A 26,080-nucleotide genomic window follows, 5' to 3' on the forward strand; every position below is an offset into this window, starting at 1 on the left:
TGGGGTTCCAGGTGATGAACGCCCAGTACAACTTCCAGATCCCGCAGATGTTCGCGGCGATCTTCCTCCTCGCCGCGCTTGGCCTGACCGCCAATGCCGCCCTCGTCACGCTCCAGCGCCGTCTCTGCCGCTGGGCGGAGATCAACCGCTGATCCCTTCAACCAAAGGAAACCGTCATGACGCTCTCATTCCGCACCCTTGCGCTGTCCACCGCGCTTGGCCTTTCGCTCAGCCCGGCCTCGGCCGATGTGACCATCCGCTACCTTGCCAGCCAGGGCGGCCTTTCCGCCCATGAACTGGCCGCCGAGCTTGGCTACTTCGACGGCACCGGCATCACGCTGGAAAACGTCGGCTACGCCCAGGGTGGCCCCGCCTCGCTCGTCGCTCTCGCCGGCGGCAGCGTGGAGCTTGGCTCGGCTGCCACCGCCGCCGTCCTGAACTCCATCGCGGCAGGCAACGATTTCGTCGCCGCCTACCCGTCGAACGGCATCAACGACGAGGTGCAGTCGGTCTTCTATGTGCTGGAAGACAGTCCGATCAAATCCGTCGAGGACATCGTTGGCAAGACCGTGGCGGTGAACACGCTGGGCGCGCACCTCGACTATGCCGTTCGCGAGGCCCTGCACCAGAAGGGCCTGCCCGAGGACAGCGCGAACCTGATCGTCGTGCCGGGCCCCCAACTGGAACAGGTGCTGCGCTCGGGCCAGGTCGACGTCTCGGCCTTCGGCTACTGGCAGACCACCTTCACCGGGGCCGCGCTGAAGACCGGGGGCCTGCGTGCGGTGTTCGACGACACCGACGTGCTTGGCGAGATCGCCGGGGGCTTCGTCGTCCTGCGCCGTGACTGGATCGCCGAACATCCCGCAGAGGCAAGGGCCTTCGTCGACGGGTCCGTGAAGGCTCTCGACTATGCCCGGGAGCACCCCGAAGAGACGAAGGCGATCTTCGCGAAGGTGCTGGCCGAGCGGGGCGAGAATGCCGATGTGGCCCAGTACTTCGCGGGCTATGGAGTGCGGGCGGGCGGGTTGCCGGTGGAACGCGACGTCCAGTTCTGGATCGACGTCCTTGAACGTCAGGGTGCCGTCGAGAAGGGCAAGCTTGTGGCGAAGGACATCCTCTACACCACGGGCGATGCGCCCGTCACCAACTGAGGCAGATGATGAACCTGGTGGAAACAACCCGCCGCGGAGAGGTCACGGTCCGTGACCTCTCCAAGTCCTTCGCGCTGAACGGCCAGCGTCTGAACGTATTGCGGAACCTGCACCTCGACATCCGCAGCGGCGAAGCGCTGGCAATCGTCGGCCCATCTGGCTGCGGCAAGACCACCCTTCTGCGCATCCTCGCCGGCCTTGACACTCCGGATGCGGGCCTAGTCCTGATCGACGGCCGCCCGGTCCATGGCGTCGGCACCGAGCGTGCGATCATCTTCCAGGAACCGCGCCTGCTGCCCTGGCTCACGGTGCTCGGCAACGTCACCTTCGGCCTCACCGTGCGCGGCGTGCCGCGGTCCGACGCCGAGACCCGTGCCCGGCATTACATCCGTCTGGTGGGCCTGGCAGAGTTCGAAACTGCCTACCCGCGGCAGCTTTCCGGTGGCATGGCGCAGCGCGTCGGAATCGCCCGGGCCCTGACCGTGCAACCGGAAATCCTGCTCCTGGACGAACCGCTCGGAGCGCTGGATGCCATGACCAAGCTGACCATGCAGGAGGAACTAGCCCGGATATGGCGAGAGGAGAAAGTTACCATGGTCCTCGTGACCCACGATCTCGAGGAAGCGATCTTCCTGGCTGACCGTGTTCTCGTGCTGCCTAGGGACAAGCCGTCGCTCCCCCGCCTGATCGACGTCGATCTCCCGCGGCCACGGGATCGAAGCGAGGGGCGCTTTGTCACGATGCGACGGCGCCTGATGGGCGAGTTCGGTTTGCATTGAGGCTGCTACGCATCGTCCGCCAGGCGCGATGCCGTGGCGCCCTTCAGGGTCGTGGGCCATTGCGCGCAGTCGCATCCCGATGGTCCGCGTCCCGTCCGGCGCGGAGACCTCATGCCCTTCGCGCTTGGCCTTGTCGTGCGGAGTGGGCAGGAGGCAACCCAATGCCCGGTGATCACCTTCCTACCCTCCGCCACCTGCGCGTCTGGTGGAACAAGGCTCGCATCGTCGACGGGGCTGTCCGTCCTCATCCCGGCGTCACTGGTCGGACCGTTCTCCAAAGCGGGCGCGCCGCAACAGGCGCCGCTTCAAACCGTGTCCCGCCCGAGGCCAATCCGGGCTCGCGCTCTTCCGGGCCAGCATCTCGCCAGTGTTCTCCGGTCCCCAAGGGCCGGAAAACGTCGAAACGTGCGGGCAATCCGCCGACACCGACCCTCCCAAGGCGGGCTCAATATCAGATCACTTGAGGGTGGCGGACAGTGAGGGATTCGAACCCTCGAGACGGTTCCCCGCCTACACACTTTCCAGGCGTGCGCCTTCGACCACTCGGCCAACTGTCCGTCAGGCGCGCTGATACCCCGGCTTTGCCGCGCTGTTCAAGGGGCTATCTTGGGCCTTCCGGGTTTTGTGGGCACGCGGACCGGCAGACTTACGGTGTCGGGGCGTGCCGCCACATCGCCGCAGTCCGGCACCGATCCCCGCTCAGGTCAGGGTGATCGCGACCCGGCGGTTCTGGCGGCCCTTGTTCTCGATCTTGCCGATCTCGACACGGCCGATCTCGCCCGTGCGGCGGACATGGGTGCCGCCGCAGGGCTGCAGGTCGATCAGCGCCGCGCCGTCGGTGATCCGCACCAGCCGCACCCGGCCCTGGCCCTGGGGCGGGCGCACCGACATGGTCTTGACCAGCCCCGGACTGGCCAGGAGTTCCTCGTCGGTGATCCACTGCTCGCCCACGGTCAGGTCACGCTCGATGAGGCTGTTCAGCGCCTCTTCCAGTGCCGCCACGTCGCCCGGCGGCTCGGGCATGTCAAAGTCGAGCCGCCCCTTGTCCGCCCCGATCTGGCCGCCCGTCACCGGCAGGGGGATCACCACCGAGAGGAGGTGCAGCGCGGTGTGGACCCGCATGTGCCGGTGGCGGCGGCCCCAGTCGATCAGCTGGCGGGCGGGCGCGCCCACCGGGGGCATCGGCATCGGCTCGGCGGGGACAAGGGCGATCCCGCCCGCAGTCTTCAGGGCGGTCGCGATCGGCATCCGCGTTCCGCCCCAGTCGAGCATGCCGCTGTCGCCGGGCTGGCCGCCGCCGGTGGCATAGAACACCGACCGGTCGACCAGAATGCCGCCTTCCGGCGTGTGCCCGATCACCCGGCAGTCGGCCGCGGTCTGGTAGGCGTCGTCGCGAAAAAGCAGCTCCGTCACCGTTCGGATCCCTTCACGTCGGATGTCGTCGGGCGCACGGGCCTGCGCTTGACCGGCGCTCTGTCCCGCTCGACCAGATCGGCCAGCGCGAGGACGGTTTCCGCCGTCTTCACCGGGTCGGGCTCGGCCGGCGGGGCGGGGGGCGGCATGATATGGATGCCTTCCTCGGTCAGGCGTTGCATGATCCGGTGGTTCATGTCGCTGCGCACCTGCAGGCCGAAGTTCACGTCGCGCAGGATCACCCGGATCTCGAAGGTCAGCTGGGTGGGCGTGTAGCCCATGAAGGCCACAACCGGCGGCGGGTTCAGGATGGCCAGGGGCTGTTCCTCGGCAATCTGCTTCAGGATAGTCTCGACCTTGCGGGTGTCGGACCCCAGCGCCACCGCAACCGGCACGATGATACGGCCCGACAGGTTGAACCTTGTCCAGTTCGTCACCCGGCCCGTGATGAGGTCGGCGTTCGGCACGATCACATCGTTGCGGTCGAAGGTCTCGATCCGGGTCGATCGCACCGAAATCGCCCGGACCTTGCCCTGCACGCCGCCGACCTCGATCCAGTCGCCCTCGCTGACGGGGCGTTCAACCAGAAGGATGATGCCCGAAATGAAGTTCGACACGATCTGCTGCAGGCCGAAACCGATACCGACCGACAGCGCACCGGCGACGATGGCCAGGCCCGAAAGGTCGATCCCGGCGGCATTGATCGCGATCAGCGCGGCAAGGAAAACGCCGACGTAGCCCACCCCCGCGACCAGTGCAGTTTGCCCGCCCTGGTCCATCTTCGTCTTCGGCAGGATCGTGCTGCGCAGGGCGCCCTGGAACAGCCGTGTCAGCATGTAGCCGATGACAAACAGAATGGCGAAGACCATGAAATTGCTGGGCGAGATCTTCGTGCTTCCCAGCTGGAAGCCCTCGGTGAAACGCGTCCAAAGCTCGGTCAGGTCGGAAAACCGCGCGCCCCAGATCAGCGCCAGCACCGGCAGCGAGGCGATGGACAGCACGAACCCCGCAAGCACGGGCACCAGCGCGTCGCGCCCGGCTTCCTCCTGCCTGGTGATCAGCGCCCAGGCATCGCCGAGCAGCCGCTGCAGGATGAACAGGAACGTCACCAGCGCGAAGGACATCATCGCCGGATAGATCACCGCTTCGGCCGCCTGGACATAGCCGAAGGCGGCAAGCACCGGCCCAAGTGCGCCAAGGGCCGTCAAGCCCCGCGCCAGAAGCTGGATCAGCCGCAGCGAATAACTGGCGCTCTTGTCGTCGGTCTCGCGCGTCTTGCGCAGGGTTCGGCCCAGTCGCATCAGCACCAAGCCGCCGGTCAGAAGGATCGGGAAGGACATCACCGATGTGGTGGCGTCGGAATAGGCCTGTGCATCCATCGCCGCGCTGCGCAGCATGTTGGCGGCAATGACCAGCCCCATCAGGACCGAGAGGAATCGCCCTTCGGCCCGCCGTTCTGGCGGTAGGGGCAGGACTGCGCCCTCGCCCTGCAGGCGAGGGAAGGCCCGCGCGCCAAGCCAGGCAGCCGAAAACACCACGAAGCCGGCAAAGGGCAGGGCCAGCGCGATCAGGCTGCCGACCTCGCCCACCATGCCGCTGGCCAGAAGCGCCCAGGACAAAGCAATCACGCCCAGCGTCGGCAGCACGATCCCGCCCAGCGAGGCGATCAGCGCCCAGAAATGCCGACCCCGCACCGATGCACCCTGTTGCAGGCGTTCCGCAAAGCGTTCGATCCAGCGCCGCACATAGACCACCAGGGCGACGGCCACGATCACCAGCACGATGATCAGCGGCAGGTTGTCGAACAGCTCGCCGCGCGCTTTCGGGTCATCCCAGGCCTCGGTCGTCTCGTCCCAGAGCCGCTGCACCGTGTCGGCAAAGCCGATGGCGGCCTCGGGCCAGTTGCCGGGGTTCAGCGGCGAGGGCCAGAGCTGCAGAAGCTGGTCGGCCTGGCGTTCGCGCAGGGTGCGGTCGATTTCGTCGATCAGGCCATCCGCGCGCCGGTAGGCCTCTTCTGCCGCGATCCCGGGGGCCTGGGCCTTCACCAGCTGGCTGGCCAGCTCCTGCCTGCGGGCGGAAATCTCGTCCGCCTCGGTGGCCCCTTCCGCCGGAGCGGGGCCCAGCGCGTCGATCTGCTGGCGCAGCGTGGCGATCCGGGCCGAGTTCGCGCTTTGCGCGTTCTGCAACGCTGCCCGCCACTTTGCCAGTTGCGTGCGGATTTCCTCCATCCGCTCGGTCGCGGTGTTGCGGTTCTCGATCTCGGTCTCGGCCCGTTCGGCCATGCGCTCCCAGAGCGCATAGTCCAGTGCCGCCCCGTCCGTTCCCGGTTCAGCGACCGTCGGCGCGTTCTCTCCGGTCTGGTCCTGCGCCACGACCGGCGCCGCCGCCAGCGCCAGCACGAGGCCAAACCAGAGGAGAAGCCGCCTCATGCGTCTTCGTAAACCGTGGGGATCGCCCGGCCCGCGCGGTCAAGCCAGTCGGGAACCGGCAGGCCCTTCTCGCGCAGGAAGGTGGGGTTGTAGATCTTCGACTGGTAGCGGCTGCCATAGTCGCACAGGATGGTGACGATGGTCTTGCCCGGCCCCATGTCGCGCGCCATGCGGATGGCACCCGCGATGTTGATCCCGGTCGAGCCGCCCATGCAGAGGCCCTCGTCGGTCAGAAGGTCGAAGATGATCGGCAGTGCCTCGGCATCCGGGATGCGGTAGCTGAAATCGGGTGTGAAGCCTTCCAGGTTCGCCGTGATCCGTCCCTGCCCGATGCCTTCGGTGATCGAGGTGCCGGGGGCATCCAGCTTGCCCGTGGTGTAAAAGCTGTGCAGTGCTGCGCCTTCAGGGTCGGCCAGGCCGATCTTCACGCCCTTCGGCTGCAAGGCCATGCCGACGCCCGCCAGCGTGCCCCCCGATCCCACCGCGCAGATGAAGCCGTCAACATTCCCGCCGGTCTCTTCCCAGATTTCCGGCCCGGTCGTCTCGATATGCGCCTGGCGGTTTGCCACGTTGTCGAACTGGTTGGCCCAGATCGCCCCGTTCGGTTCGCTCTTGGCCAGCGCTTCGGCCAGGCGGCCGGAATAGCGGACATAGTTGTTCGGGTTGCGATAGGGCGCCGCCGGAACCTGCACCAGCTCGGCTCCCGCCAGACGCAGCATGTCTTTCTTTTCCTGGCTCTGCGTCTCGGGGATGACGATCACCGTGCGGAACCCCATCGACGCGCCGACCAGCGCCAGCCCGATCCCGGTATTGCCCGCCGTCCCCTCGACAATCGTCCCGCCCGGCTTCAGCTGACCCTTCGCGATGGCATCCTTGATGATGTAAAGCGCCGCCCGATCCTTGACCGACTGACCGGGGTTCATGAATTCGGCCTTGCCGAGGATCGTGCAGCCGGTCATTTCCGAAGCCTTCTTCAGCTTCAGAAGCGGCGTGTTCCCGATCGTGTCGGCCAGATCCTGATGAATGCGCATGGCGGCGGTCCTTCCTTGATGCCAGAAGGTGTATTGGGGACGCGCGGCAAACTCAAGCCGCGAAGACCCAGGCCACGCAGTGGGTTACCGCGCGGCGCTGCCCGACGACCGGCGGCGGTCCTGACGACAACGTCTCCCGCCAAGCGCGCACCTCCCTTGCCGACGCCTCGGCCCGGGTTGGCATCAGCGGCACGTTCAGCGCGGCAGGATATGGAAAGCACTGGCGCGGTGGCCAACCCGGCCTCTGGCTGGCCAGACGGCTTTTCCGCATCGGAATATGCCCTGCCCACCCCGACCCGGGCGCACATCGCGGATATGGCGAACCTTGCCCCCGGTGTCGTTGTCGATGACGGGAGTCCGGGCACCTGCCAGGCGCGCAATGGGGTGCCCGGCTGGCTTTGATGAAATCGCCGGAAATCAATGGCCTGGTTCCCTTGCGCGAAGTCGGGCGCGCCTCCCGCGCTTGTTCAAGGGCCGGGCAAACGACCATGTGCCTGGCCGCAGCCATGCGCGGGTCCGGTTGGGCTGACCGCTGCCCGGCGACCGGGCTGCACAAATCTTGGGCAAATGGTCATGCCGCGGGCGCCGGGGCCACGGAAACGCTTCCCGCCGCGTCGTGGCTCTGCTCTATTCGGGGGCAGGGCAGTGCGGGGGAAGCGGTGGCGCAGTTCAACGAAATGTTCCAGGGGCCAGGAGTCGAGACAGAGGTCCGCATCCCCTATGCGCGGCTGAAAGACTGGGTCGCGACCATGCCGCAGGAACTGCGCAGCCTGAAGCAGGCCGAGGCCGAGGCGCTGTTCCGCCGGATCGGCATCACCTTTGCGGTCTATGGCGAAGGCGGCGACCCCGACCGGCTGATCCCGTTCGACATGTTTCCAAGGGTCTTCTCCGGGTCGGAATGGGCGCGGCTGGAACGCGGGATAAAGCAGCGGGCCCGCGCGCTGAACGCCTTCCTTGTCGATGTCTACGGGCGGGGCGAGATCATCCGGGCGGGCCGCATCCCCGCGCGGCTCGTCTACCAGAACGAGGCCTATGAGAAGTCCGTCGCGGGCTTCGTGCCGCCGAAGGGGGTCTATTCCCACATCGTCGGCGTCGACATCGTTCGCACCGGGCCGGAGGAATTCTACGTGCTGGAGGACAACTGCCGCACGCCCTCCGGCGTCAGCTACATGCTGGAATCCCGCGAGATCATGATGCGGATGTTCCCTGACCTCTTCCGCGAGAACCGGATCGAGCCTGTCGACAATTACTCGGAGAAGCTGCGCCGGACGCTGGCCAGCGTCGCCCCCGCCAAGTGCAAGGGCGAACCGACGGTGGTGATCCTGACGCCGGGCCATTTCAACAGCGCGTATTACGAACATTCGCTTCTGGCCGATCTGATGGGGGTCGAACTGGTCGAGGGGCAGGACCTTTTTGTCGACGGCGAGTATGTCTGGATGCGCACGACCGAAGGCCCGCGGCGAGTGGATGTGATCTACCGCCGGATCGACGACGCCTTTCTCGACCCCCTGTGCTTCCGCCCCGATTCCATGCTGGGCATCCCCGGGCTGATGGATGTCTACCGCTCCGGCGGCGTCTCGATCTGCTCGGCGCCGGGGGCGGGGGTGGCCGACGACAAGGCGGTCTACACCTATGTCCCCGACATGGTGCGCTTCTACCTTGGCGAGGAACCGATCCTGCAGAACGTCCCCACCTGGCAATGCGGCAAGCCGGACGATCTGGCGCATGTGCTGGCGAACTTGCCCGACCTGGTGGTGAAGGAAGTCCACGGCTCCGGCGGCTATGGCATGCTGGTCGGCCCGAAGGCTGGCCGCGACGAGATCGACCGTTTCCGCGCCAAGCTGACCGAGGACCCGGGAAACTACATCGCCCAGCCGACCCTCGCGCTTTCCACCGTTCCCACCTTCGTCGAGGAAGGCGTCGCCCCCCGCCATGTCGACCTCAGGCCCTATTGCCTTGTGGGCGAGCGGATCGAACTGGTCCCCGGCGGGCTGACCCGCGTTGCGCTGACCGAAGGCTCGCTGGTGGTGAACTCGTCGCAGGGCGGCGGGGTCAAGGACACCTGGGTGCTGGCGGAATGAGGGGGCACCACGCATGCTGAGCCGCACCGCCTCCAACCTCTACTGGATCGCCCGCTACATGGAGCGCGCCGATACCGTCGCGCGTCTTCTGGAAGTCGGCAGCCGCATCAGCCTGCTGCCGTCGGCCCATGGCTACCGCAGCGAATGGGACAGCCTGTTGCAGGCCACCGGCATGGCCCATGCCTTCGCACGGAAATACGGCGACCCGGTGCAGCGCAACATCGAAAGCTTCCTGTTCTTCGACCGCGACAACCCGTCTTCCATCGCCAGCTGCATCACCGCCGCACGCGAGAACGGCCGCATCGTCCGCACCGCGCTGACGACCCAGGTCTGGGACGCGCTCAACACCGCCTTCCAGGAGCTGAAGCAGCTGGAACGCGAGGAACGCTCGAAGCTCGAACTCTCGCGCCTCACCGACTGGACCATGCGCCACGCCGCCATGCTGCGCGGCGCGATCGACGCGACCCTCCTGCGCGGCCCCGGGTTCAACTTCCTGAACATCGGCTACTACCTGGAACGCGGCGACAACACCGCCCGGCTGATGGATGTGAAATACTATGTCCTTCTGCCCCGCGTCGATTTCGTCGGCTCCGGTCTGGACAATTACCAATGGACCACGCTCCTGCGCGCCATGGGGGCGCAGCGCGCCTTCCACTGGGCCTATGGCGGCGATGTGACGGCCGCCAAGATCGCCGATTTTCTGATCCGCAACCCGCAGTCGCCCCGTTCGCTCGCCACCTGCACGGCGGGCCTGATGAACCACCTCGGCCGTCTCGCCAAGGCCTATGGCCGCGAAACGCAGGCGCAAGAGACCGCCCGCCATCTTGCCGCCGGGATCGAGACCGCCACCGTCGAGGCGATCTTCGACGAGGGGCTGCACGAATTCCTGACCCGCTACATCGCCGAGGCCGCGACGCTGGCCAACGCGATCCATGACTCCTACCTCAGCGGGGAGATGCGCTGATGCGGCTGACCGTCGATCACCTGACCCGCTACAGCTACGACACGCCCGTCCGTTCTGTCGTGCAAAGCCATCGCCTTGCGCCCTCGGTCTTCACGGGCCAGAAGACCCTTGACTGGGAGGTCACGGTCTCGGGCGGCACGGCAGGCGCGCGTCACCGTGACGGGGCAGGGGATACGGTCCAGGGCTGGACCATCGCCGGGCCCGTGACCGAAGTTCTGGTCCGGGTGCGCGGCACGGTGGACACGGAAGACCTTTCGGGCGTCCTGCGCGGCCATCGCGAAACCGTCGCGCCCGATTGCTACCTTCGCGAAACCGCGCCCACCCGGACCGACGCGGCGCTGGCCGACCTCGCGAATGCTGCCACCGGCGCCGACCCGCTCAGCCTCGCGCACGCCCTGTCCGCCGCCGTCGCCGATGCCATCGCCTACCGCCCCGGCGTGACCCATGCCCATACCACCGCCGCCGAGGCGCTGGCCTTGGGCGAGGGCGTCTGCCAGGACCACGCCCATGCGCTGATCGCCTGCGCGCGGGCGCGCGCCATCCCCGCGCGCTATGTCTCGGGCTATCTCTTTGCCACCGAAGACGGCACGCCGCACGAAGCCGCCCATGCCTGGGCCGAACTGCATGTCCCCGGTCTTGGCTGGGTCGGCTTCGACCCCGCTAACCGCAGCTGCCCCGATGCCCGCTACATCCGCCTCGGTTCCGGCTTCGATGCGCAGGACGCAGCCCCCATCCGCGGCATCGCACGCGGCGGCGCGCGCGAGGCGATGGATGTGACAGTTGCGGTCCAGCAATCCGCCCAATAGGGTGCGGGCCGGAACTGGGGGATACCGGATGACCTACTGCGTGGGCCTTCTCTTGAACGAGGGCATGGTGCTTCTGTCGGACACGCGCACCAATGCCGGGCTCGACAACATCTCGACCTACCGCAAGATGTTCACTTTCGAGGACCCGGGCGAACGCGTCATCGTCATCATGACCGCAGGCAGCCTTTCCGTCACCCAGACCGCCATCGCCCAGCTGCGCGAGGCCATCGAGGACCCGGAAGCCTCGCCCGAAACCTCGATCATGCTGGCACCGACGCTTCTGAAAGTGGCCGAGATCGTGGGCGCTAGCCTCGCCAAGGTCCGCGCCGAGGTTGACGAGAAGCTCTCCGCCATGCAGGGCGCCTCCGCCAGCATGATCGTCGCCGGACAGCGCAAGGGCGGGGCGATGCGGCTTTTCCTCATCTACCCCGAGGGCAATTTCATCGAGGCGACCGAGGACACGCCCTTCCTGCAGATCGGCGAGCACAAGTATGGCAAGCCAATCCTCGACCGGGTGGTGAAGCCCTCGACCAGCCTTGCCGATGCGCAGAAGGCGGTTCTGCTGTCGATGGATTCAACGCTGCGGTCTAACCTTTCGGTCGGCATGCCGCTCGACCTGGCGGTCATCGACCGCGACGCCTGCAAGGTGACGCAGAAACGCCGGATCGAGGCGGGCGATCCGCAGTTCCGCGCCATGTCCGAGGCCTGGTCCAATGCGCTGCGCGACGGGTTCGCCAGGATCACGATCTAAGGCCTGCCCGGCGCAGGTGAAGCGCCGGACAGCCGTGCGTTGGGGCCTCAGTCCGCGTCGCCCGCCACCTGGCTGAGGACCTGCCCGCGCCCGCGCAGCCGCATGATCATCGGCACGACCAGGAACACCGCCGAAATCCCCAGCAGCACCGCCGAGACGGGGGTGGAGATCAGCGTCGTCCAGTCGCCCTGCGCGATGGCCAGCGCCCGGCGCAACTGCTGCTCCGCCATCGGCCCGAGGATCAGCCCCACCACGACCGGCGCGACCGGATAGCCGTATAGCCGCATCCCGTAGCCCATGACGCCGAACAGGATCAGCATCCCAAGCTCGACCGGCGAGGGGTTGACCCCGATGGTGCCGAGCGTGGCGAACAGAAGGATCCCGCCGTAAAGCCAGGGCCGGGGGATCGACAAGAGTTTGATCCAGAGCCCGATCAGCGGCAGGTTCAGGACCACCAGCATGACATTGGCGATCAGAAGCGAGGCGATCAGTCCCCAGACCAGCTCGGCGTTCATCACGAAAAGCAAGGGTCCCGGCTGCAAGCCGAACTGCTGGAACCCCGCCAGCATGATCGCCGCCGTCGCGGTCGTCGGCAGGCCCAGCGTCAGGAGGGGCACCAAAGTCCCTGCCGCCGCCGCGTTGTTCGCGGCCTCCGGCCCCGCGACGCCCTCGATGGCGCCATGGCCGAATTCCTCGGGATGCTTCGCCAGCTTCCGCTCCGCCGCATAGGACAGGAAGGACGCTACATCCGCGCCCCCCGCAGGCATCGAGCCGATGGGAAAGCCGATGAAGGTCCCCCGCAGCCAGGCCTTCCACGACCGGCGCCAATCCTCGCGCGTCATCTTCACGCTGCCCTTGACCCGGTGCATCCCGTCCGGCGGGTCCAGCATCGCTGCCACCGCCAGCGCCTCGCCGATGGCGAAAAGCGCGACGGCCAGCGTCGTCGTCTCGATCCCGTCCATCAGCTGTGGTACGCCATAGGTCAACCGCGCCGCGCCGGTCAGCCCGTCGATGCCGACGCAGGCCAGCGCAAGGCCGATGAACAGAGAGGTCAACCCTCGAAGCGCGGAATCCCCGAAGGTCGCCGAGACGGTGACGAAGGCCAGCATCATCAACGCGAAATACTCCCGTGGTCCCAGCGTCAGCGCCAGCTTCACCACCTGCGGCGCGAGGAAAGCGAGCAGCAGCGTTGCGATCAGCCCGGCCACGAAACTGCCGATGGCCGCCGTCGCCAGCGCCGGTCCCCCGCGCCCTTGCCGGGCCATCTGGTTTCCCTCGATCGCCGTGACGATCGACGCGCTTTCCCCCGGCGTGTTCAGAAGGATCGAGGTCGTCGACCCGCCATACATCCCGCCATAGTAGATCCCCGCGAACATGATCAGCGATCCGGCAGGGTCCAGCCCATAGGTCACGGGCAACAGAAGCGCGACGGTCAGCGCCGGGCCGATCCCCGGCAGGACACCGACAGCGGTGCCCAAAGTCACCCCGATCAGCGCATAAAGCAGGATCATCGGCTCCATCGCGGTCGACAGGCCCTGCAGCAGCAGCGAGAAGCTTTCCATTGCCTACCCCCGGAAGATCAGCAGTTCGATCGGCCCGCCCGGCAGGTTCAGCTTCAGAAGCCGGTCGAAGACGCCATAGATCACGAAGGCCAGCGCGAAGCCGACCAGCAGGTTGCGCCACAGGGGTTTCTGCCCGAAGCCCCGCGCCGTCATCCCGAACAGGATCGCCCCCGAGACCACGAAGCCCGCCACATGCAAGAGCGCCAGCTGTCCGACCAACCCGCCCATGATCCAAAGGACCGGGGCAGGGGCCTGGCGCGGCGGTTTCGGCAGGTCGCCTTTCAGGCCCGACACCACCGTCAGCGCCGCCAGCACCAGCAGCCCGTAGGCGATCAGCCGGGGCACGTCCGCCGGGCCGACCCCGGCATAGCCGCCATCCTGCTTCAGGCCCGCCGCATCCGTCAGGATCATCACGGCAAGCCCGGCAAGGACCGCCGCGATGAGGAACGCCGCCCAGCGGGGGCGGCGTTCCGAGGGAAATCCCTCGCTCATTTCACCAGACCGATGTCGCGCAGCACGGTATCGGTCGCGGCGATGTCGGCGTCGAGCTGGGTCATGAAGGCGTCACCCGCCAGGTAGGTGTTTGCCCAGCCCTTGTCGGCCAGCATCTTGGTCCAGCCGGCCGAAGCGTTCAGCTTCTCGATGTCGCCTGCGATCTTGGCCTTCTGCTCGTCCGACAGGCCCGGGGCCGCCGCGACCATGCGCCAGTTCTGCACCACCACGTCGAAGCCCGATTCCTTGATCGTCGGCGCGTCGATGCCTTCCAGCCGGTCCGCCGAGGACACCGCCAGCAAGCGCATCGTCCCGGCCTTCACCTGTTCCTGGAACTCGCCGACCGAAGACACGCCCGCCGTCACCTGGTTGCCGAGGATCGCCGCCATCGCCTCGCCGCCGCCCGAGAAGGCGACATAGTTGATCTTGGTCGGGTCAACCCCCGCCGCCTTGGCCAGCAGGCCGACAAGGATATGGTCGGTGCCACCCGCCGAACCCCCGGCCCAGCTGACCGAGCCCGGATCGGCCTTCAGTTTCTCGACCAGCTGCTCAAGCGTCTGGATCTCGGACGCTGCCGGAACCACGATGGCCTCGGTATCCCCGGTCAGCCGCGCGATGGGGGTCACGTCCTCCAGCGTCACTGGCGAGGCGTTGGTCAGGATCGCGCCCACCATCACATAGCCGCCGACGATCAGCTTGGTCGGATCGCCCGCGCTGTCCGCCACGAACTGCGCCAGGCCCACGGTGCCGCCCGCGCCCGGGACGTTGATCACCTCGACCGAGGGCGCGATGCCTTCGGCCTGCATGACCTCCTGCATCGCCCGCGCCGTGCCGTCCCAGCCGCCGCCGGGGTTGGCGGGCGCCATGATCGTGTAATCCTGCGCGAATGCGGGAACCGCCAGCGCAGCCGCGAAGGCCACGCCCAGAATGGTGTGTTTCATCTGTATTCCTCCCTTGGGGCAACCGGGGTTGCCGAATCCGCCGGGGCTCCCTCCCCGGAACGCCGTCAGGAAACCACGCCAACCTGACATGAACCTGACGCGACCAGCGGCCTTACTCGCCGCCCTCCAGCGCCGCGTTCCACTGCGCCAGGACCCGCGCCCGGCTCGCCGCATCCAGATAGGCCAGAAGGCCCGGCGACACCGCGACGGGGCGCAGCTTCGCCCCGAGCGCCTCCTGCATCGCCGCCGCCGAATCCTTGCCCGCCACCTCCAGGCTGACCGCAGGCAGGCGCAGCCGCTCAGCCAGCACCGTCTGCCCCTCGCGCGACATCAGGAAATCGAGGAACGCCTCGCCCAGGTCGGGTGACGCCGCCGCCGCTGGCACCAGCGCCACTCGGCTGACCACCACCACATAGTCGCGCGGCAGCACGAGCCCCAGGTCCGGCAGCCGCAGCGCCTGATCCGCCGCGTAGGACCCAAGCACGTTGTAACCAAGCAGCAGCGTCCCCGCATTCACCCGCTCGATCACGTCCTGCGAGGTCGGGAAGACCTGCACCCCCGCCTTGCCCATGGCCCGGACCAGCGTCCAAAGATCGGCGAAATGCTCCATGTCGCGCATCAGGAACAGGTATCCCACCGCCGAGCGCGCGATGTCATAGGTGCCGATCGACCCATACGGCGCGGTCGCAAGCCAGTCGATCAGCGCTGCGCGGGTGTCGGGCGGACCATCCGGGAAGGACGGCTTGTGATAGACGATCACCGCAGGCTCGAAGGTCAGCGCAAAGACCATGCTGCGCCATTCCGCCCATGCGGGCCAACGCGCGGCATTGGCGACCCTCGCTTCGCGGGCATAGCCGTCGTTGGCGAGTTTCACCGTCACGTCCATGGCCGAGGAAAAGATCAGGTCCGCCGTGGGCTGGCCGGCATCGGTCTCCTGCATGACCCGATCGGCAATTTCGCCGGTCAACAGGTCCTCGTAGCGCACCGCCACGTCGGGTCGGATCGCCTGGAAGGCCTCGATCAGCGGTCGCGCCAGCGGGGAATCGAGCGAGGAATAGACGACCAGCTCGCGCCCGCCCGCTTCCGGCGCCGGAAAGACCACCACATCCGCCGCAGCGGGCAGGGCAAGGCAGAGAAGCAGGATGCGCAGGATCCACATGCGCCAAAGCCTAGCCCGGCCACTGCCCTCCCGACAATCACCCCCTCCGCGTCCGATATCTCATCCCGGCGGTATGGCAGGGCGCCCCAACGCACCTTTCATACCGGCCCGATTATCCCCGCCGGAGACCCTTGCGAGGAGTGACGAAGCCATCGACGAGCAAACCCCGCCTGACCTAGGCTTCCCCCATGCGAATCCTGCTTGTCGAAGACGACCTGCCCCTGGCCGAGGCACTGACCACGCTCCTCCTTGGCGCGGGCTACGCGCTGGACGTGACCCACGACGGCCTTTCCGCCGAGAGCCTGATCGGCGCGGAACGCTTCGATCTCGTGATCCTCGACCTCAATCTGCCGGAAAAGGACGGGCTCTCCGTCCTGCGCTCGCTCCGGGCCCGGAAGAACCCCGTGCCGATCCTGATCCTGACCGCCCGGGGCGAACCGGCCGAAAAGGTCGCGGGCCTCGACCTTGGCGCCGACGACTACATGGTGAAACCCTTCGACGTCGGCGAATTCGAGGCCCGCGTCCGCTCGATCCTGCGCCGTCAGGCCGGCCACCAAAGCTCCGACCTGCAGATCGGCGCGGTCCGTTTCGACATGACGACCCGCCGCTTTCTTGTTGGCGATGAAGCGCTCGACCTGCCCGCCCGCGAACTGGCACTGCTGGAACTCTTCTTCCTCCGTGCGGGCCGGGTCGTCGGAAAGGAGGCCATCGTCCAGTCGCTCACCTCGCTTGACGACTCGCTCTCCGACAACGCCATCGAGCAATATGTCAGCCGCCTGCGCCGCCGCCTGCACCCCCATGGCCTGACCCTGCGCACCGCCCGCGGCCTTGGCTACATGCTGGAAAGGCCCTGACTTGCCCGACCGTCCTGCCTCGCTGCGCCGCTCGATCCTGGTCTGGCTGGTCCTTGCCACCGCCGCAATCGGCCTTCTCGCGCTTCTGGACACCCGGACCGAGGCCCTGCGCACCGCCCGCGACGTCTCCGACCGCGTTCTCCTCGGCTCGGCCATGGCGATTGCCGAAGGCGTCAACGTCGATGCCGAAGGCGGGCTGGCGGTGGCGCTGCCCTTCTCCGCCCTCGACATGCTGTCCTCAGCCGCGCAGGACCAGGTCTTCTACCGGGTCGATGGTCCGCATGGAGTTCTCACGGGCTATCAGGACCTCGACGTCACGCCGCTTGCGCCGGGGCAGGAAACCGGCCTCGCCGATGGCCGGTACCGGACCATGCCGATCCGCACCGCCACCATCCTGCGCGAACTGACGACCGGCGACGGTACGCTTCCGTTCACCGTCACCGTCGCCGAGACGACGCGCGCCCGCGATGCGCTCGCCCGGTCGATCCTGACCCGCTCGGCGCTGCGCATCGCGGGTCTCATCGCCGGGGCCGCGCTGGTCGCCTGGGCCGCCGCGACCTATGCGCTGCGCCCCCTTGACCGGCTGTCCCGCGCCATCGCCGCCCGCGCGCCGCATGACCTGACCGCCATCGAAACCGATACCCCCGCCGAACTGCGCCCCGTGGTCGATGCCCTGAACGGCTTCCTCCTCCGCCTGTCCCACGCCATGGCGGCCTTGCAGAACTTCGCCAGCAACGCCAATCACCAGATCCGCACGCCCCTGACCGTGGCCCGCACCCAGATCGCCGTCGCGGCCCGGCCCGAGGCGCGCCCGGCGCTCGACAAGGCCGACGCGGCGCTCATCCGGATCGAGCGGGTGCTGGAACAGCTCCTCCTCCTTGCCCGGGTCGAGGCCACCGGCCTGCGCCCCGCGCTGGGCCCGGTCGATGTCGCAGCGCTCGCGCGGGGGGTGACGGCCGACCTCCTGCCGCAGGCGGTCCGGCGCGGCCAGGACCTCGGCTACGACGGTCCGGACCGCGCCACGTCACCAAGCGAAGAGGTCCTGCTCGGCGAGCTTCTGCGCAATCTGGTCGGCAATGCCCTGGCCCATTGCCCGCCCGAGACCATGGTGACGGTCCACCTGACCGACCTCGGGACCGGGGGCCTGCGGCTGGACGTGGTCGATTCTGGCCCGGCCGTTGCCGACGGTCAGCTTGCCGCGCTCCGCAGCCGCCTCGAACCCGCAGGCGGACCGGGCGAACGGCGCTCGGGCAGCCACGGGCTTGGCCTCCACATCGTCTCGGAAATCGCCCGCGCGCTGGGGGCAAGGGTCACGCTCGACCGCGGACCCGGGGGCAGCGGCCTGTCAGTGCAGGTGACATTGCCGGGGGCGGTTCGGCCTGAAAGCGGGGAAGGTTGGCTGGGGCGCTAGGATTCGAACCTAGGTATGGCGGTACCAAAAACCGCTGCCTTACCACTTGGCGACGCCCCAACCGTGCGGGGGTGTTTAGCGAAGCGGTTTCGGGCGTGCAAGGGGCCTTGGCCGAAAAATTCGCCGCCCTTTCGCGGCTTGCCGGGGCACTGTCGGGCCGCTAGGACGGGGCATGACGTGGGACGCTGTGATCCTTGGCGCCGGGGCCGCCGGCTTGATGGCCGGTATCGAGGCTGCGCGCCGAGGCCGCCGGGTGCTGGTGATCGACCATGCAAGGGCGGCGGGCGAAAAGATCCGGATTTCGGGCGGCGGGCGGTGCAATTTCACCAACCTGCAGATCGCGCCGGAGCGCTTCCTGTCGCAGAATCCGCGCTTTGCCTTGTCGGCGCTGAAGCGGTTCACCCAGTGGGATTTCATCGCGCGGATCGACGCCGCCGGGATCGCCTGGCACGAGAAGACGCTTGGCCAGCTCTTCTGCGACGGTCCGGCAACCCAGGTGGTCTCGATGCTGGTCCGCGATCTGGAACAGGCTGGCGGCACGCTCTGGCTTGGTTGTCCGCTGGGCGAGGTCCGGCTGGCTGCTGCCGGTTTCGAGGTCGAGACGGCGCGCGGCGTGCAGTCCGCGCGGGCCGTGGTGGTCGCCACGGGGGGCAAGTCGATCCCGAAGATGGGGGCGACGGGGTTCGGCTACCGGGTCGCGGAGAGTTTTGGCCTGCCGCTGGTCGAGACCCGGCCCGCGCTGGTGCCGCTGACCTTCGCCGAGCAGGAGCTGGCCTGGATGCGCCCTCTGGCCGGGGTGTCGTTGCCGGGCCGGGTGTCCTGCGGCAGGACCGGGTTCGACGAGGCGCTGCTTTTCACCCACCGGGGCCTGTCGGGCCCTGCGGTGCTGCAAATCTCCTCCTACTGGCGCGAGGGTGAGGCGATCCATGTCGATCTCCTGCCGGGCCGGGACGTGGCGGCCGACCTGCGGGCGGCGCGGGGCAAGGTGGCGCTCAGGACGGTGCTGGGGCGCTGGCTGCCGGAGCGGCTGGCGCGGCATCTGGAAGAGGCGGCGGGAGTGACGGCTCCGATGGCCGAGCTTCCAGGCGCGGTGCTCGACGGGGTCGCGGCGGAGATCCGGGACTGGCGGCTGGTGCCGGTCGGGTCCGAGGGCTACCGGACGGCGGAGGTGACGCTCGGGGGCGTCGATACAAGGGCGCTCGACGGGCGGACGATGGCGGCGAAGGCGGTGCCGGGCCTCTACTTCGTGGGCGAGGTGGTGGACGTCACGGGCTGGCTTGGCGGCTACAACTTCCAGTGGGCCTGGTCTTCCGGCTGGGCGGCGGGGCAGGCAGTGTAGGTCGCGCGTCCACGTTGGACTGATCGGTGAACATCGCCAGATCAACAGGTTGCGTGTGGACATTAACCCGATGTTCAGCCTGTTTCCCTGCGGTCGGCCCCGCCATCGGCACCCGATGCAAGGCGGTTGAAGCGCCGGGTCAGCAAGTCGACGAGCCCGGGGTCGTGCATGCCAATACGATCGGGCACATCGAGGCAGACGATCCGCTTGCCGCGAAGCATGGGGCCGAAGCGGCGCTTCAGGCGGGCAAGCTGCGCCCGTTCCATCACCGCGATGACATCGGCCAAGGTGATCTGCGCGGGGTCGAGCGGCACATCGGCGTCGGCGCTGAGGCCGGCACATTCGGCCTCGACCCCGAGCAGGCCGGGGGCGATATCGGCGGCGGTCGGGCTGCGCCTCCGCGCCTTGCCGCAGAGAAAGAGAATCCTGCGCAGCGCTCAGACCCTGATCGGATCGGCCTTCGCCAGCCGGTCGAAGGCCATCAGGCTCTCGACCAGCGCGGGCATCTGCGCAAGGGGGATCATGTTCGGCCCGTCAGACGGTGCGCGGTCGGGATCCTCGTGGGTTTCGATGAAGACGCCCGCGATGCCCAGCGACACGGCGGCGCGGGCCATGACGGGGGCAAACTCGCGCTGGCCGCCCGAGCTTGAGCCCTGGCCGCCCGGCTGCTGCACGGAATGCGTCGCATCCATGATCACCGGGTAGCCGGTCCGGCCCATGATCGGCAGGCTGCGCATGTCCGCCACCAGCGCGTTGTAGCCGAAGCTGACCCCGCGCTCGGTCAGGAGGATCCGGTCATTGCCGGTGCTCGCCACCTTTGCCGCCACATTGGCCATGTCCCAGGGGGCAAGGAACTGGCCCTTCTTCACGTTCACCACCGCACCCGTTTCACCCGCGGCAAGCAGGAGATCGGTCTGCCGACACAGGAAGGCCGGGATCTGGATCACGTCGACCACCGCGGCCGCCTCGCGCGCCTGACCCGCGTCATGGACGTCGGTCAGGACCGGCATCCCCATGCCGCGCACCGCTTCCAGCACCTTCAGGCCCGCCTCCATCCCCATGCCGCGCCTGCCCGTCAGCGAGGTGCGGTTGGCCTTGTCGTAGCTGGCCTTGAACACATACTGCGCGCCCGCAGCCGCACAGGCCCGCGCCATTTCGCCCGCAATCATCTGGGCGTGGTCCAGGCTTTCCAGCTGGCACGGCCCCGCGATCACCAGAAGCGGGCGGTCATTGCCGACGGTCAGCCCGCCGATCGTTACATCCGTCATGCGCTGTCCCTAGGACGAGACCTGTTCCCGCAGGATCGCGGCGGTCATCGAGACCATGAGGTAAATCCCGAAGAGGATCAACATGGTCACAAGAGTGCTCTCGAAGGCGCGCGGATAAGTCGGTTCGTCCGGCGGGATCGGGCTGACCGAAAGCGACAGGTAGCGCACCTGGCGGTTGGCCTCGACGCGCGAGGTTTCCATGGATTGCAAGGCCTGTGCCAGCAGCATCTGCCGGGTCTGCAGGTCGGCCTGGGCGACCAGAAGCTCGCCCTGAACCTCGGCCAGACTGGTGGCATCGGGCGAGTCCTCGGTCATCTTCGCGCGCAGCCCGGCAATCTCGGTCTCCAGCGTCGATATGCGACGCTTGATCGGTTCCATCCGGGCCTGGTTCGGCTCGGGGTTCGATTCCATCTGTGCCAGCGACAGCCGTTCCTGCGTCAGCTGCCCTTCAAGCCCGCTGATCTGGCTGACGATCATCCCGACCTCGGCCTCGGAGGAGACGGTCTTGAATTTCTCCTGCAACTCTATGAGCTTGCGCTGCGAAGCGGTCAGTTCCGCCTGCGCGGAATCATAGCCGGACTGGGCGTCCTTCATCTGGTCGGCGCGAAGGCGCTGTGTCAGGTGGTCGACCTGCTCCTCGGCATAGGTGATCAGCTGTTTCGACCAGTTCGCCGCCACCTCGGGATCGGGGGCGATCACGTCCATCCGGATCACGCCTTCGGTGGTGTCGAACGAGATCTTGAGGAATTTCTTGTAGACCTTGTAGGCGGCTTCAAGGCTTGCGTCCTTGTCCAGCCGTTGCAAGGGGTCGATGTCCGGGCTCTGGAAATGCGCCCGGAAGCCGAGATCCTCGTCCAGCCGCCCCATCGCCTCGCGCGATTGCAGATAGCCCTGCACGGCGATCGAATCCTGCGAGGTCGCAAAGGCGGTGCCGGTGAACAACCCGCCAAGTCCGCCGCCGCCGGAGGGAGCGGCCTGCTGGATCACGAACTCCGAGCGCACCGAATACATCGGCGTTGCGACCATGTAGAAATACCAGCCGGCCAGGAAGGTTGGCAGCAGGACGAAGGCGAAAAGCCGGGCCCCCAGAAGCGCCAGCCGCCGCCGCCGCCGCCGGGTGATGTCCTTCTGCATCCGCAGGACTTCGGAGGCCTGGTTCACCGCGGCACGCTGCTCGGTCGAGGGCAGTTTCGCGGGCTTGATGCGATCGGGCAGTTGCACGGTATCGCCCGGCAGACGGGCAAGCTCTCGTCCGGCCTGGATCGGTTGGTCCGTGGCGGGCGGTTCAAGCGCAATCACCGGGCTCGTTTCGGGCTCGGAACTGACCAGGCGCAGGAGCGAGGCACGCGAGAACGGGTCAACTCCCGCTTCGCGCAAGAGCCGCACGGCATCGACGGGGGTTTTTGCGTCCAACCGGTGCTTTTGCGCGATGGCCACCGCGCGGCGCAACTGCCGCGAGGTCAGCCCCTCGGTGGCGATGGCCGCATTCGCGCTGGCGATCTCCTCCTCGGAGACGGCCTTGCGGACCTGTGGCTGGACGCTCGCGTCAGGGGTTTCCTCGCCACTGTCACGAGGGGCTTCGGAAGGCTGGGTTTCCGCGGCCGGGGCAGGAGGGGGCGCGGGTCTGTCCTCGGGCCGACGAAAATCCAGATTGCCGAAGCCGTCGTCCTGATTGTCGAACAACATGCCGCCATCACCCGGCGCGTCCGGTTGGGCGGGCCGGTCGACCGGGCGGGTGTTGTACCGCGCAGCCTTAGGATTGGTAGTCATAGAGGCGTCTCGCTTCTTCGAGGGTCTCGAACTGATGCAGCCTGCCGTCCTTCAGCACGGCGGCCGAGCGGCAGAACTTTTCCAGCGTCTTGGCCGAGTGCGAGACGATGACAACGGTCGAATTCTTCAGCCGCTCCTGCAAGATGTTGCCGGCCTTGCGGTTGAATTCTGCATCGGAACTGGCGGGCATGCCTTCATCGATCAGATAGATGTCGAATTCGATCGAGAGCAGGAGCGAAAAGGAAAACCGGCCGCGCATGCCCGAGGAATAGGTGGCGACCGGCATGTCGAAATATTCGCCAAGTCCGCAGACCCAGCGGCAGAAGCTTTCGACATAGTCGGGGTCAAGGCCGTAGAGCCGGGCGATGTAGCGGCAATTCTCCCGCGCGGAATGCCGGCCGACGACACCGCCCATGAACCCGAGGGGAAACGAGACGCGCGAGGTCTTGCGGATGCTGCCCTCGTCGGGTTTTTCCAGCCCCGCCATCATGTTGATGATCGTGGTCTTGCCGGTGCCGTTCGCGGCAAGGATGCCCAGCGAATTGCCAAGCTCGACCCGGAAGGAGGCGCGGTCGAGAATCACCTTGCGCTGCGTCCCCGTCCAGAACGATTTTGAAACATTGCGGAACTCGATCATCCAAGCCTCGGCGCCCGTTTGGTGGACGTCTTCGTTCTGTCTACGACCCTATCGTTAACATCGGGTTTGTGGCTTTCAAAGGGCCGGGGCCGGGTATCGGCGGGCAGGAGCGCGCCGGTCACGCGGTTGTGCGCCGGGCAGGGGAGCGCCAGAGGAGGAGCGCGACGGGGCCGGCCACCAGGCTGAGCGCAAGGCCAAGCCGGGCGGCTTCCTGCATGGCGCCTCCGGGCAGGGCGCTTTCCAGGCTGAGCACCGGGACCGTGAAACCCATGCCCATGATGACCGCCACCTTCACGATGTCCCGCAGGCTGATCCCGGTCGGCAGGCGGAGCTCAAGGCCGATGGCCAGGCCAAGACCGATCAACAGCATCCCGAGCGGTCGGCCGAGCCAGAGGGCGGCAAGTGCGGTGATCGTGGTCGGCGCAAAGGCCGAAAGGTCCACCCCGCCGCGGGTCAGGCCGAAGAGGAACAGGACGACCGCCAGTGGCCAGACGAGCGCATGGCTCAGCCGGTTCAGCGGATCGTTGAGCGCGGCCTCGACCTCGGCGAAGAGGCCGAAGCTGCGGTCGGCATGGGCGATGGCGGGGATGACCGGCAAGAGGCCGAGGACGGGGGGCAGGCCGGAGGCCGCGGTCCCAAGCCAGGAAAGCGCCCCCGCGACGATGTAGGGCCAGAGCCGCTGGCCCGCGCGGCGCTCGCGTTCGGGCGCGTCCGGGGCGGGCGGGCGACCGAAGAGTGCCCAGACCGCCAGCGCGGCGGCGAGCGGCAGCAGAAGCCAGACGAGCCGCAGCGACAGGCCGGGCTGTGTGAGGCCGGTGATGACAAGCGCCAGGATGTCGGTCGCGATGCTGAGAAGGAGGAGAAGATGCAGCGCCGGATGGTCCGACCCGAAGACCGCGCGCGCGACCAGGAAACACAGCACCACATCGGTGCCAAGCGGTACCTGCCAGCCGGTCGCAAAGCCCGCTTCCGAGGCCGTCTCGATCAGGCTTCCGACCAGCACCCAGGCCCCCGCCGCCCCGGCCAGCCCGCCGAGCGTGAGCGCCGCGGGCAGGATCGCCTCCCGCCCCTTCAGCGCGCCGTGCTCCAGCGTCAGCGCCTCCCACAGTTCCTTGGCGATGAAGAAGAGGAACAGCGACATCAACCCCTGTGCCACGATGTTCATCGGCGTCAGGCTGAAGGGCAGGGGCGCGAGCCAGTGCGGCAGGGTCAGGTCGAGGATCCGGTGCTCGATCATGTCGTAGTAGCTCGCGGGCGACAGGTTGACCCAAACCGTCGCAACCCCGGCGCCGCCGAGCAGGGCCTTGGCGTAGCGGGGCAGGAAATTGGAGACGCGATACATGCTGCGGGACTCGGGGTCGGGTGTCTGGGCCGGATTGCCCCGCCATTTGACCGCGAATTGCGGCTGCCGCAATGGGCAGGCGCTGCCGCGGCGCCTCGACGGGCGGGGGCTCGGGCAGATGCGCGCGCGCCGGGGCTATCCGGACCGGCGCCAAGGCACAGGGGTTGCGGGGCGGTCGGTCGGGGTCCAGTCTGGCCGCATGGGGTTGATCGAGGACATCGCCGCCTGCCGCCTGTGCGCGGAGCGGTTCGCGGCCACCGCCACGACGCATGCCCCCCGGCCCGTCGTCTGGTTCCGGCCCGGCGCCCGCGTGCTGGTGGCGGGCCAGGCGCCGGGGCTGCGGGTCCACGAGAGCGGTCGGCCCTTCACCGACCGCTCGGGCGACCGCCTGCGCGACTGGATGGGGGTGACAGCGACCGAATTCTACGATCTTGCGCGCATCGCAATCGTCCCGATGGCCTTCTGCTTCCCCGGCTACGATGCCAAGGGGGCCGACCTGCCGCCGCCGCCGATCTGCGCGGCGACCTGGCGCGCAAGGGTGATGCAGGCGCTGGGTCCGCTGCCCCTGACCTTGCTGGTCGGGGGCGCGGCGATCCGCTGGCACCTGGGGCTGCGCGATGTGACCGCCGCCGTGGCCGATTGGCGCGGGCCTTCCGTGCGGGGCGTCTTCCCCTTGCCGCATCCGTCCTGGCGGAATACGGGGTGGCTGAAACGCAACCCCTGGTTCGAGGCCGAGCTTCTCCCGACGCTCCGCCAGCGGGTGCGGGAGGTGCTTGGATGACCGAGATCGTGACCCTGCTGGACGCCGCCCATGCCGCGGTTGCCGCCGACCCCGAGAACGAGACGCTGCGGCTCCGCTTCTTCGAACGGCTGGCCGATGGCGAGATGGTGATCCTGCTCGAACGCGAGGCCGGGGGAGAGACACTGGAGCCCCGGGTCTTCGATCTGGAGGACGGGCCGGTGGTGCTGGTCTTCGACCGCGAGGAACGGCTGGCCAGCTTCTCCGGCGGGATCGCGCCCTATGCCGCGCTGCCGGGCCGGGTGATCGCGGGCCTGCTGCGCGGGCAGGGGATCGGCATGGGGGTGAACCTTGGCGTCGCGCCCTCCTCGATGCTCTTGCCCCCCGAAGCGATGGACTGGCTGGCCGAGACGCTGGATGGCGGGCCAGAGGAACTGGAGGCGCTGCCGGAGGAATTCCTCGCGCCCTCTGTCCCCGAGGCGGTGATCGACGCGCTCGACGGCAAGCTTGCACGTGCGGGCGGGCTGGCCGTGGCGGCGTTGCTGGCGGGGGTCGTCTACCGGGACGGGCGGCGCGGGCACCTCCTGGCGCTGCTCGATGCCGCCGAGGGGGCCGAGGCGCCACTTGCCCGCGCCATGCGCGAGGCGCTGGTCTTCTCCGGCATCGAGGCGGGGGAGCTGGACGTGGTGTTCCTGACGGCGGAGTCCCCGGTGGCAAGCGCGATGGCGCGGGTCGCCCTGCGCTTCGACCTGCCCGAACCGCAGGGGCAGGACGCGGCCCCGGCTGCCCCCGGCATGGACCCTTCGCGTCCGCCGAAGCTGCGCTGATCCGGATGGCGCGCCCGGCGGCGGCGTGGGGCCTCCGGCGGGGATATTCGGGCAAAGATGAATGGATTGGCTTGGGGTATCTAAATACCATTATCGCAAGATGCTGATTTCATTACTGTAAATATGTCTCCTTGTGCTTGACGCTGCATTTCCCTTCGGCGATAAGCCCGCATCCGAGATTCCGGGGGCAGTGGTGCCCCCTTATTCGTTGGGAACCACGATGAAAACCTTCACCGCTACTCCGGCGGACATCGAGAAGAAGTGGATCCTGATCGACGCCGAGGGCGTCGTTCTGGGCCGCCTCGCCACGATCGTCGCCAACATCCTGCGCGGC

The 26,080-nt window shown here is 67.8% G+C and carries 24 protein-coding genes and 2 tRNA genes; 12 read left to right on the forward strand and 14 right to left on the reverse strand.

Annotated elements, in window-relative coordinates; all coding sequences use genetic code 11:
- The first annotated feature begins 176 nt into the window (after positions 1–176).
- The gene (locus tag JNL31_RS17680; RefSeq protein ID WP_294976191.1) at positions 177–1,151 is read left to right on the forward strand and encodes an ABC transporter substrate-binding protein; all 975 of its coding nucleotides are present in this window, start codon (positions 177–179) and stop codon (positions 1,149–1,151) included.
- A gap of 8 nt (positions 1,152–1,159) precedes the next feature.
- Entirely contained in the window at positions 1,160–1,930 is a 771-nt protein-coding gene (locus tag JNL31_RS17685; RefSeq protein WP_294976194.1) for an ABC transporter ATP-binding protein, read from the forward strand.
- 467 nt (positions 1,931–2,397) lie between these two features.
- On the opposite strand, the gene JNL31_RS17690 is transcribed toward JNL31_RS17685, so the two are convergent.
- From JNL31_RS17690 to JNL31_RS17705, 4 genes are all read right to left on the reverse strand, one after another.
- Positions 2,398–2,487 (reverse strand) — tRNA-Ser (locus JNL31_RS17690).
- A 142-nt stretch (positions 2,488–2,629) separates the two neighbouring features.
- On the reverse strand, positions 2,630–3,343 hold the full coding sequence (locus JNL31_RS17695) for an alanyl-tRNA editing protein (RefSeq protein WP_294976197.1): 714 nt from the start codon (positions 3,341–3,343) through the stop codon (positions 2,630–2,632).
- Positions 3,340–5,772 (reverse strand): DUF3772 domain-containing protein, encoded by a 2,433-nt coding sequence (locus JNL31_RS17700; protein WP_294976200.1) that lies wholly within the window; start codon positions 5,770–5,772, stop codon positions 3,340–3,342. The genes JNL31_RS17695 and JNL31_RS17700 overlap by 4 nt, the downstream gene beginning before the upstream one ends.
- Entirely contained in the window at positions 5,769–6,803 is a 1,035-nt protein-coding gene (locus JNL31_RS17705) for a cysteine synthase A (protein WP_294976202.1), read from the reverse strand. The genes JNL31_RS17700 and JNL31_RS17705 overlap by 4 nt, the downstream gene beginning before the upstream one ends.
- A gap of 677 nt (positions 6,804–7,480) precedes the next feature.
- On the opposite strand from JNL31_RS17705, the gene JNL31_RS17710 reads away from it, so the two are divergent.
- Genes JNL31_RS17710 through JNL31_RS17725 form a run of 4 tightly spaced genes read left to right on the forward strand, consistent with a single transcriptional unit; the run spans position 7,481 to position 11,405 of the window.
- Positions 7,481–8,884, forward strand: a complete 1,404-nt coding sequence (locus tag JNL31_RS17710; RefSeq protein ID WP_294976242.1) for a circularly permuted type 2 ATP-grasp protein — start codon at positions 7,481–7,483, stop codon at positions 8,882–8,884.
- Between the two features lie 13 nt (positions 8,885–8,897).
- Positions 8,898–9,848 (forward strand): alpha-E domain-containing protein, encoded by a 951-nt coding sequence (locus JNL31_RS17715; protein WP_294976205.1) that lies wholly within the window; start codon positions 8,898–8,900, stop codon positions 9,846–9,848.
- Positions 9,848–10,654 (forward strand): transglutaminase family protein, encoded by an 807-nt coding sequence (locus tag JNL31_RS17720; RefSeq protein ID WP_294976206.1) that lies wholly within the window; start codon positions 9,848–9,850, stop codon positions 10,652–10,654. Before JNL31_RS17715 ends, JNL31_RS17720 begins: the two co-directional genes overlap by 1 nt.
- A 28-nt stretch (positions 10,655–10,682) precedes the next feature.
- Complete coding sequence (locus JNL31_RS17725) at positions 10,683–11,405, forward strand: proteasome-type protease (protein ID WP_294976209.1); 723 nt, start codon at positions 10,683–10,685, stop codon at positions 11,403–11,405.
- 47 nt (positions 11,406–11,452) lie between these two features.
- Here JNL31_RS17725 and JNL31_RS17730 read toward each other — a convergent pair whose 3' ends face one another.
- From JNL31_RS17730 to JNL31_RS17745, 4 genes are all read right to left on the reverse strand, one after another.
- The gene (locus tag JNL31_RS17730) at positions 11,453–12,967 is read right to left on the reverse strand and encodes a tripartite tricarboxylate transporter permease (protein WP_294976212.1); all 1,515 of its coding nucleotides are present in this window, start codon (positions 12,965–12,967) and stop codon (positions 11,453–11,455) included.
- A gap of 3 nt (positions 12,968–12,970) precedes the next feature.
- Positions 12,971–13,459, reverse strand: a complete 489-nt coding sequence (locus JNL31_RS17735; protein ID WP_294976215.1) for a tripartite tricarboxylate transporter TctB family protein — start codon at positions 13,457–13,459, stop codon at positions 12,971–12,973.
- Complete coding sequence (locus JNL31_RS17740) at positions 13,456–14,400, reverse strand: tripartite tricarboxylate transporter substrate binding protein (RefSeq protein ID WP_294976218.1); 945 nt, start codon at positions 14,398–14,400, stop codon at positions 13,456–13,458. Before JNL31_RS17740 ends, JNL31_RS17735 begins: the two co-directional genes overlap by 4 nt.
- Before the next feature lie 112 nt (positions 14,401–14,512).
- The gene (locus tag JNL31_RS17745) at positions 14,513–15,559 is read right to left on the reverse strand and encodes an ABC transporter substrate-binding protein (RefSeq protein ID WP_294976221.1); all 1,047 of its coding nucleotides are present in this window, start codon (positions 15,557–15,559) and stop codon (positions 14,513–14,515) included.
- Positions 15,560–15,747: 188 nt separating this feature from the next.
- Here JNL31_RS17745 and JNL31_RS17750 point away from each other — a divergent pair, with 188 nt between their 5' ends.
- Positions 15,748–16,413, forward strand: a complete 666-nt coding sequence (locus JNL31_RS17750) for a response regulator transcription factor (protein WP_294976224.1) — start codon at positions 15,748–15,750, stop codon at positions 16,411–16,413.
- 1 nt (position 16,414) lies between these two features.
- Positions 16,415–17,824 carry a sensor histidine kinase gene (locus JNL31_RS17755; protein WP_294976227.1) on the forward strand — a complete coding sequence of 470 codons (1,410 nt, stop codon included), beginning with the start codon at positions 16,415–16,417 and terminating at the stop codon, positions 17,822–17,824.
- Here the strand turns inward: JNL31_RS17755 and JNL31_RS17760 are convergent.
- Positions 17,810–17,884: transfer RNA gene (locus JNL31_RS17760), tRNA-Gln, on the reverse strand. The genes JNL31_RS17755 and JNL31_RS17760 overlap by 15 nt on opposite strands.
- Before the next feature lie 112 nt (positions 17,885–17,996).
- On the opposite strand from JNL31_RS17760, the gene JNL31_RS17765 reads away from it, so the two are divergent.
- Positions 17,997–19,163, forward strand: a complete 1,167-nt coding sequence (locus JNL31_RS17765; RefSeq protein WP_294976229.1) for an NAD(P)/FAD-dependent oxidoreductase — start codon at positions 17,997–17,999, stop codon at positions 19,161–19,163.
- Between the two features lie 74 nt (positions 19,164–19,237).
- On the opposite strand, the gene JNL31_RS17770 is transcribed toward JNL31_RS17765, so the two are convergent.
- From JNL31_RS17770 to JNL31_RS17790, 5 genes are all read right to left on the reverse strand, one after another.
- A complete protein-coding gene (locus JNL31_RS17770) occupies positions 19,238–19,477 on the reverse strand; it encodes a hypothetical protein (protein ID WP_294976232.1) in 240 nt (79 codons plus the stop codon).
- Between the two features lie 123 nt (positions 19,478–19,600).
- On the reverse strand, positions 19,601–20,431 hold the full coding sequence (gene kdsA / locus JNL31_RS17775) for a 3-deoxy-8-phosphooctulonate synthase (RefSeq protein WP_294976234.1): 831 nt from the start codon (positions 20,429–20,431) through the stop codon (positions 19,601–19,603).
- 9 nt (positions 20,432–20,440) lie between these two features.
- Positions 20,441–22,201, reverse strand: a complete 1,761-nt coding sequence (locus JNL31_RS17780) for a capsule biosynthesis protein (RefSeq protein WP_294976236.1) — start codon at positions 22,199–22,201, stop codon at positions 20,441–20,443.
- Positions 22,185–22,838, reverse strand: a complete 654-nt coding sequence (locus JNL31_RS17785) for an ATP-binding cassette domain-containing protein (RefSeq protein ID WP_294976237.1) — start codon at positions 22,836–22,838, stop codon at positions 22,185–22,187. The genes JNL31_RS17780 and JNL31_RS17785 overlap by 17 nt, the downstream gene beginning before the upstream one ends.
- Before the next feature lie 118 nt (positions 22,839–22,956).
- A complete protein-coding gene (locus JNL31_RS17790) occupies positions 22,957–24,180 on the reverse strand; it encodes a Na+/H+ antiporter NhaA (protein ID WP_294976239.1) in 1,224 nt (407 codons plus the stop codon).
- A 199-nt stretch (positions 24,181–24,379) separates the two neighbouring features.
- On the opposite strand from JNL31_RS17790, the gene JNL31_RS17795 reads away from it, so the two are divergent.
- The 3 genes from JNL31_RS17795 to JNL31_RS17805 all read left to right on the forward strand — a co-directional run.
- The gene (locus JNL31_RS17795; RefSeq protein ID WP_294976244.1) at positions 24,380–24,961 is read left to right on the forward strand and encodes a uracil-DNA glycosylase family protein; all 582 of its coding nucleotides are present in this window, start codon (positions 24,380–24,382) and stop codon (positions 24,959–24,961) included.
- A gap of 8 nt (positions 24,962–24,969) precedes the next feature.
- Complete coding sequence (locus tag JNL31_RS17800; RefSeq protein ID WP_294976246.1) at positions 24,970–25,746, forward strand: SseB family protein; 777 nt, start codon at positions 24,970–24,972, stop codon at positions 25,744–25,746.
- A 220-nt stretch (positions 25,747–25,966) separates the two neighbouring features.
- Positions 25,967–26,080, forward strand: a 114-nt coding sequence (locus JNL31_RS17805; protein WP_294976249.1) for an uL13 family ribosomal protein, incomplete at its 3' end; no start/stop codon positions are given.

Source organism: Tabrizicola sp., from assembly GCF_016792905.1.
Classification (GTDB): domain Bacteria; phylum Pseudomonadota; class Alphaproteobacteria; order Rhodobacterales; family Rhodobacteraceae; genus Tabrizicola.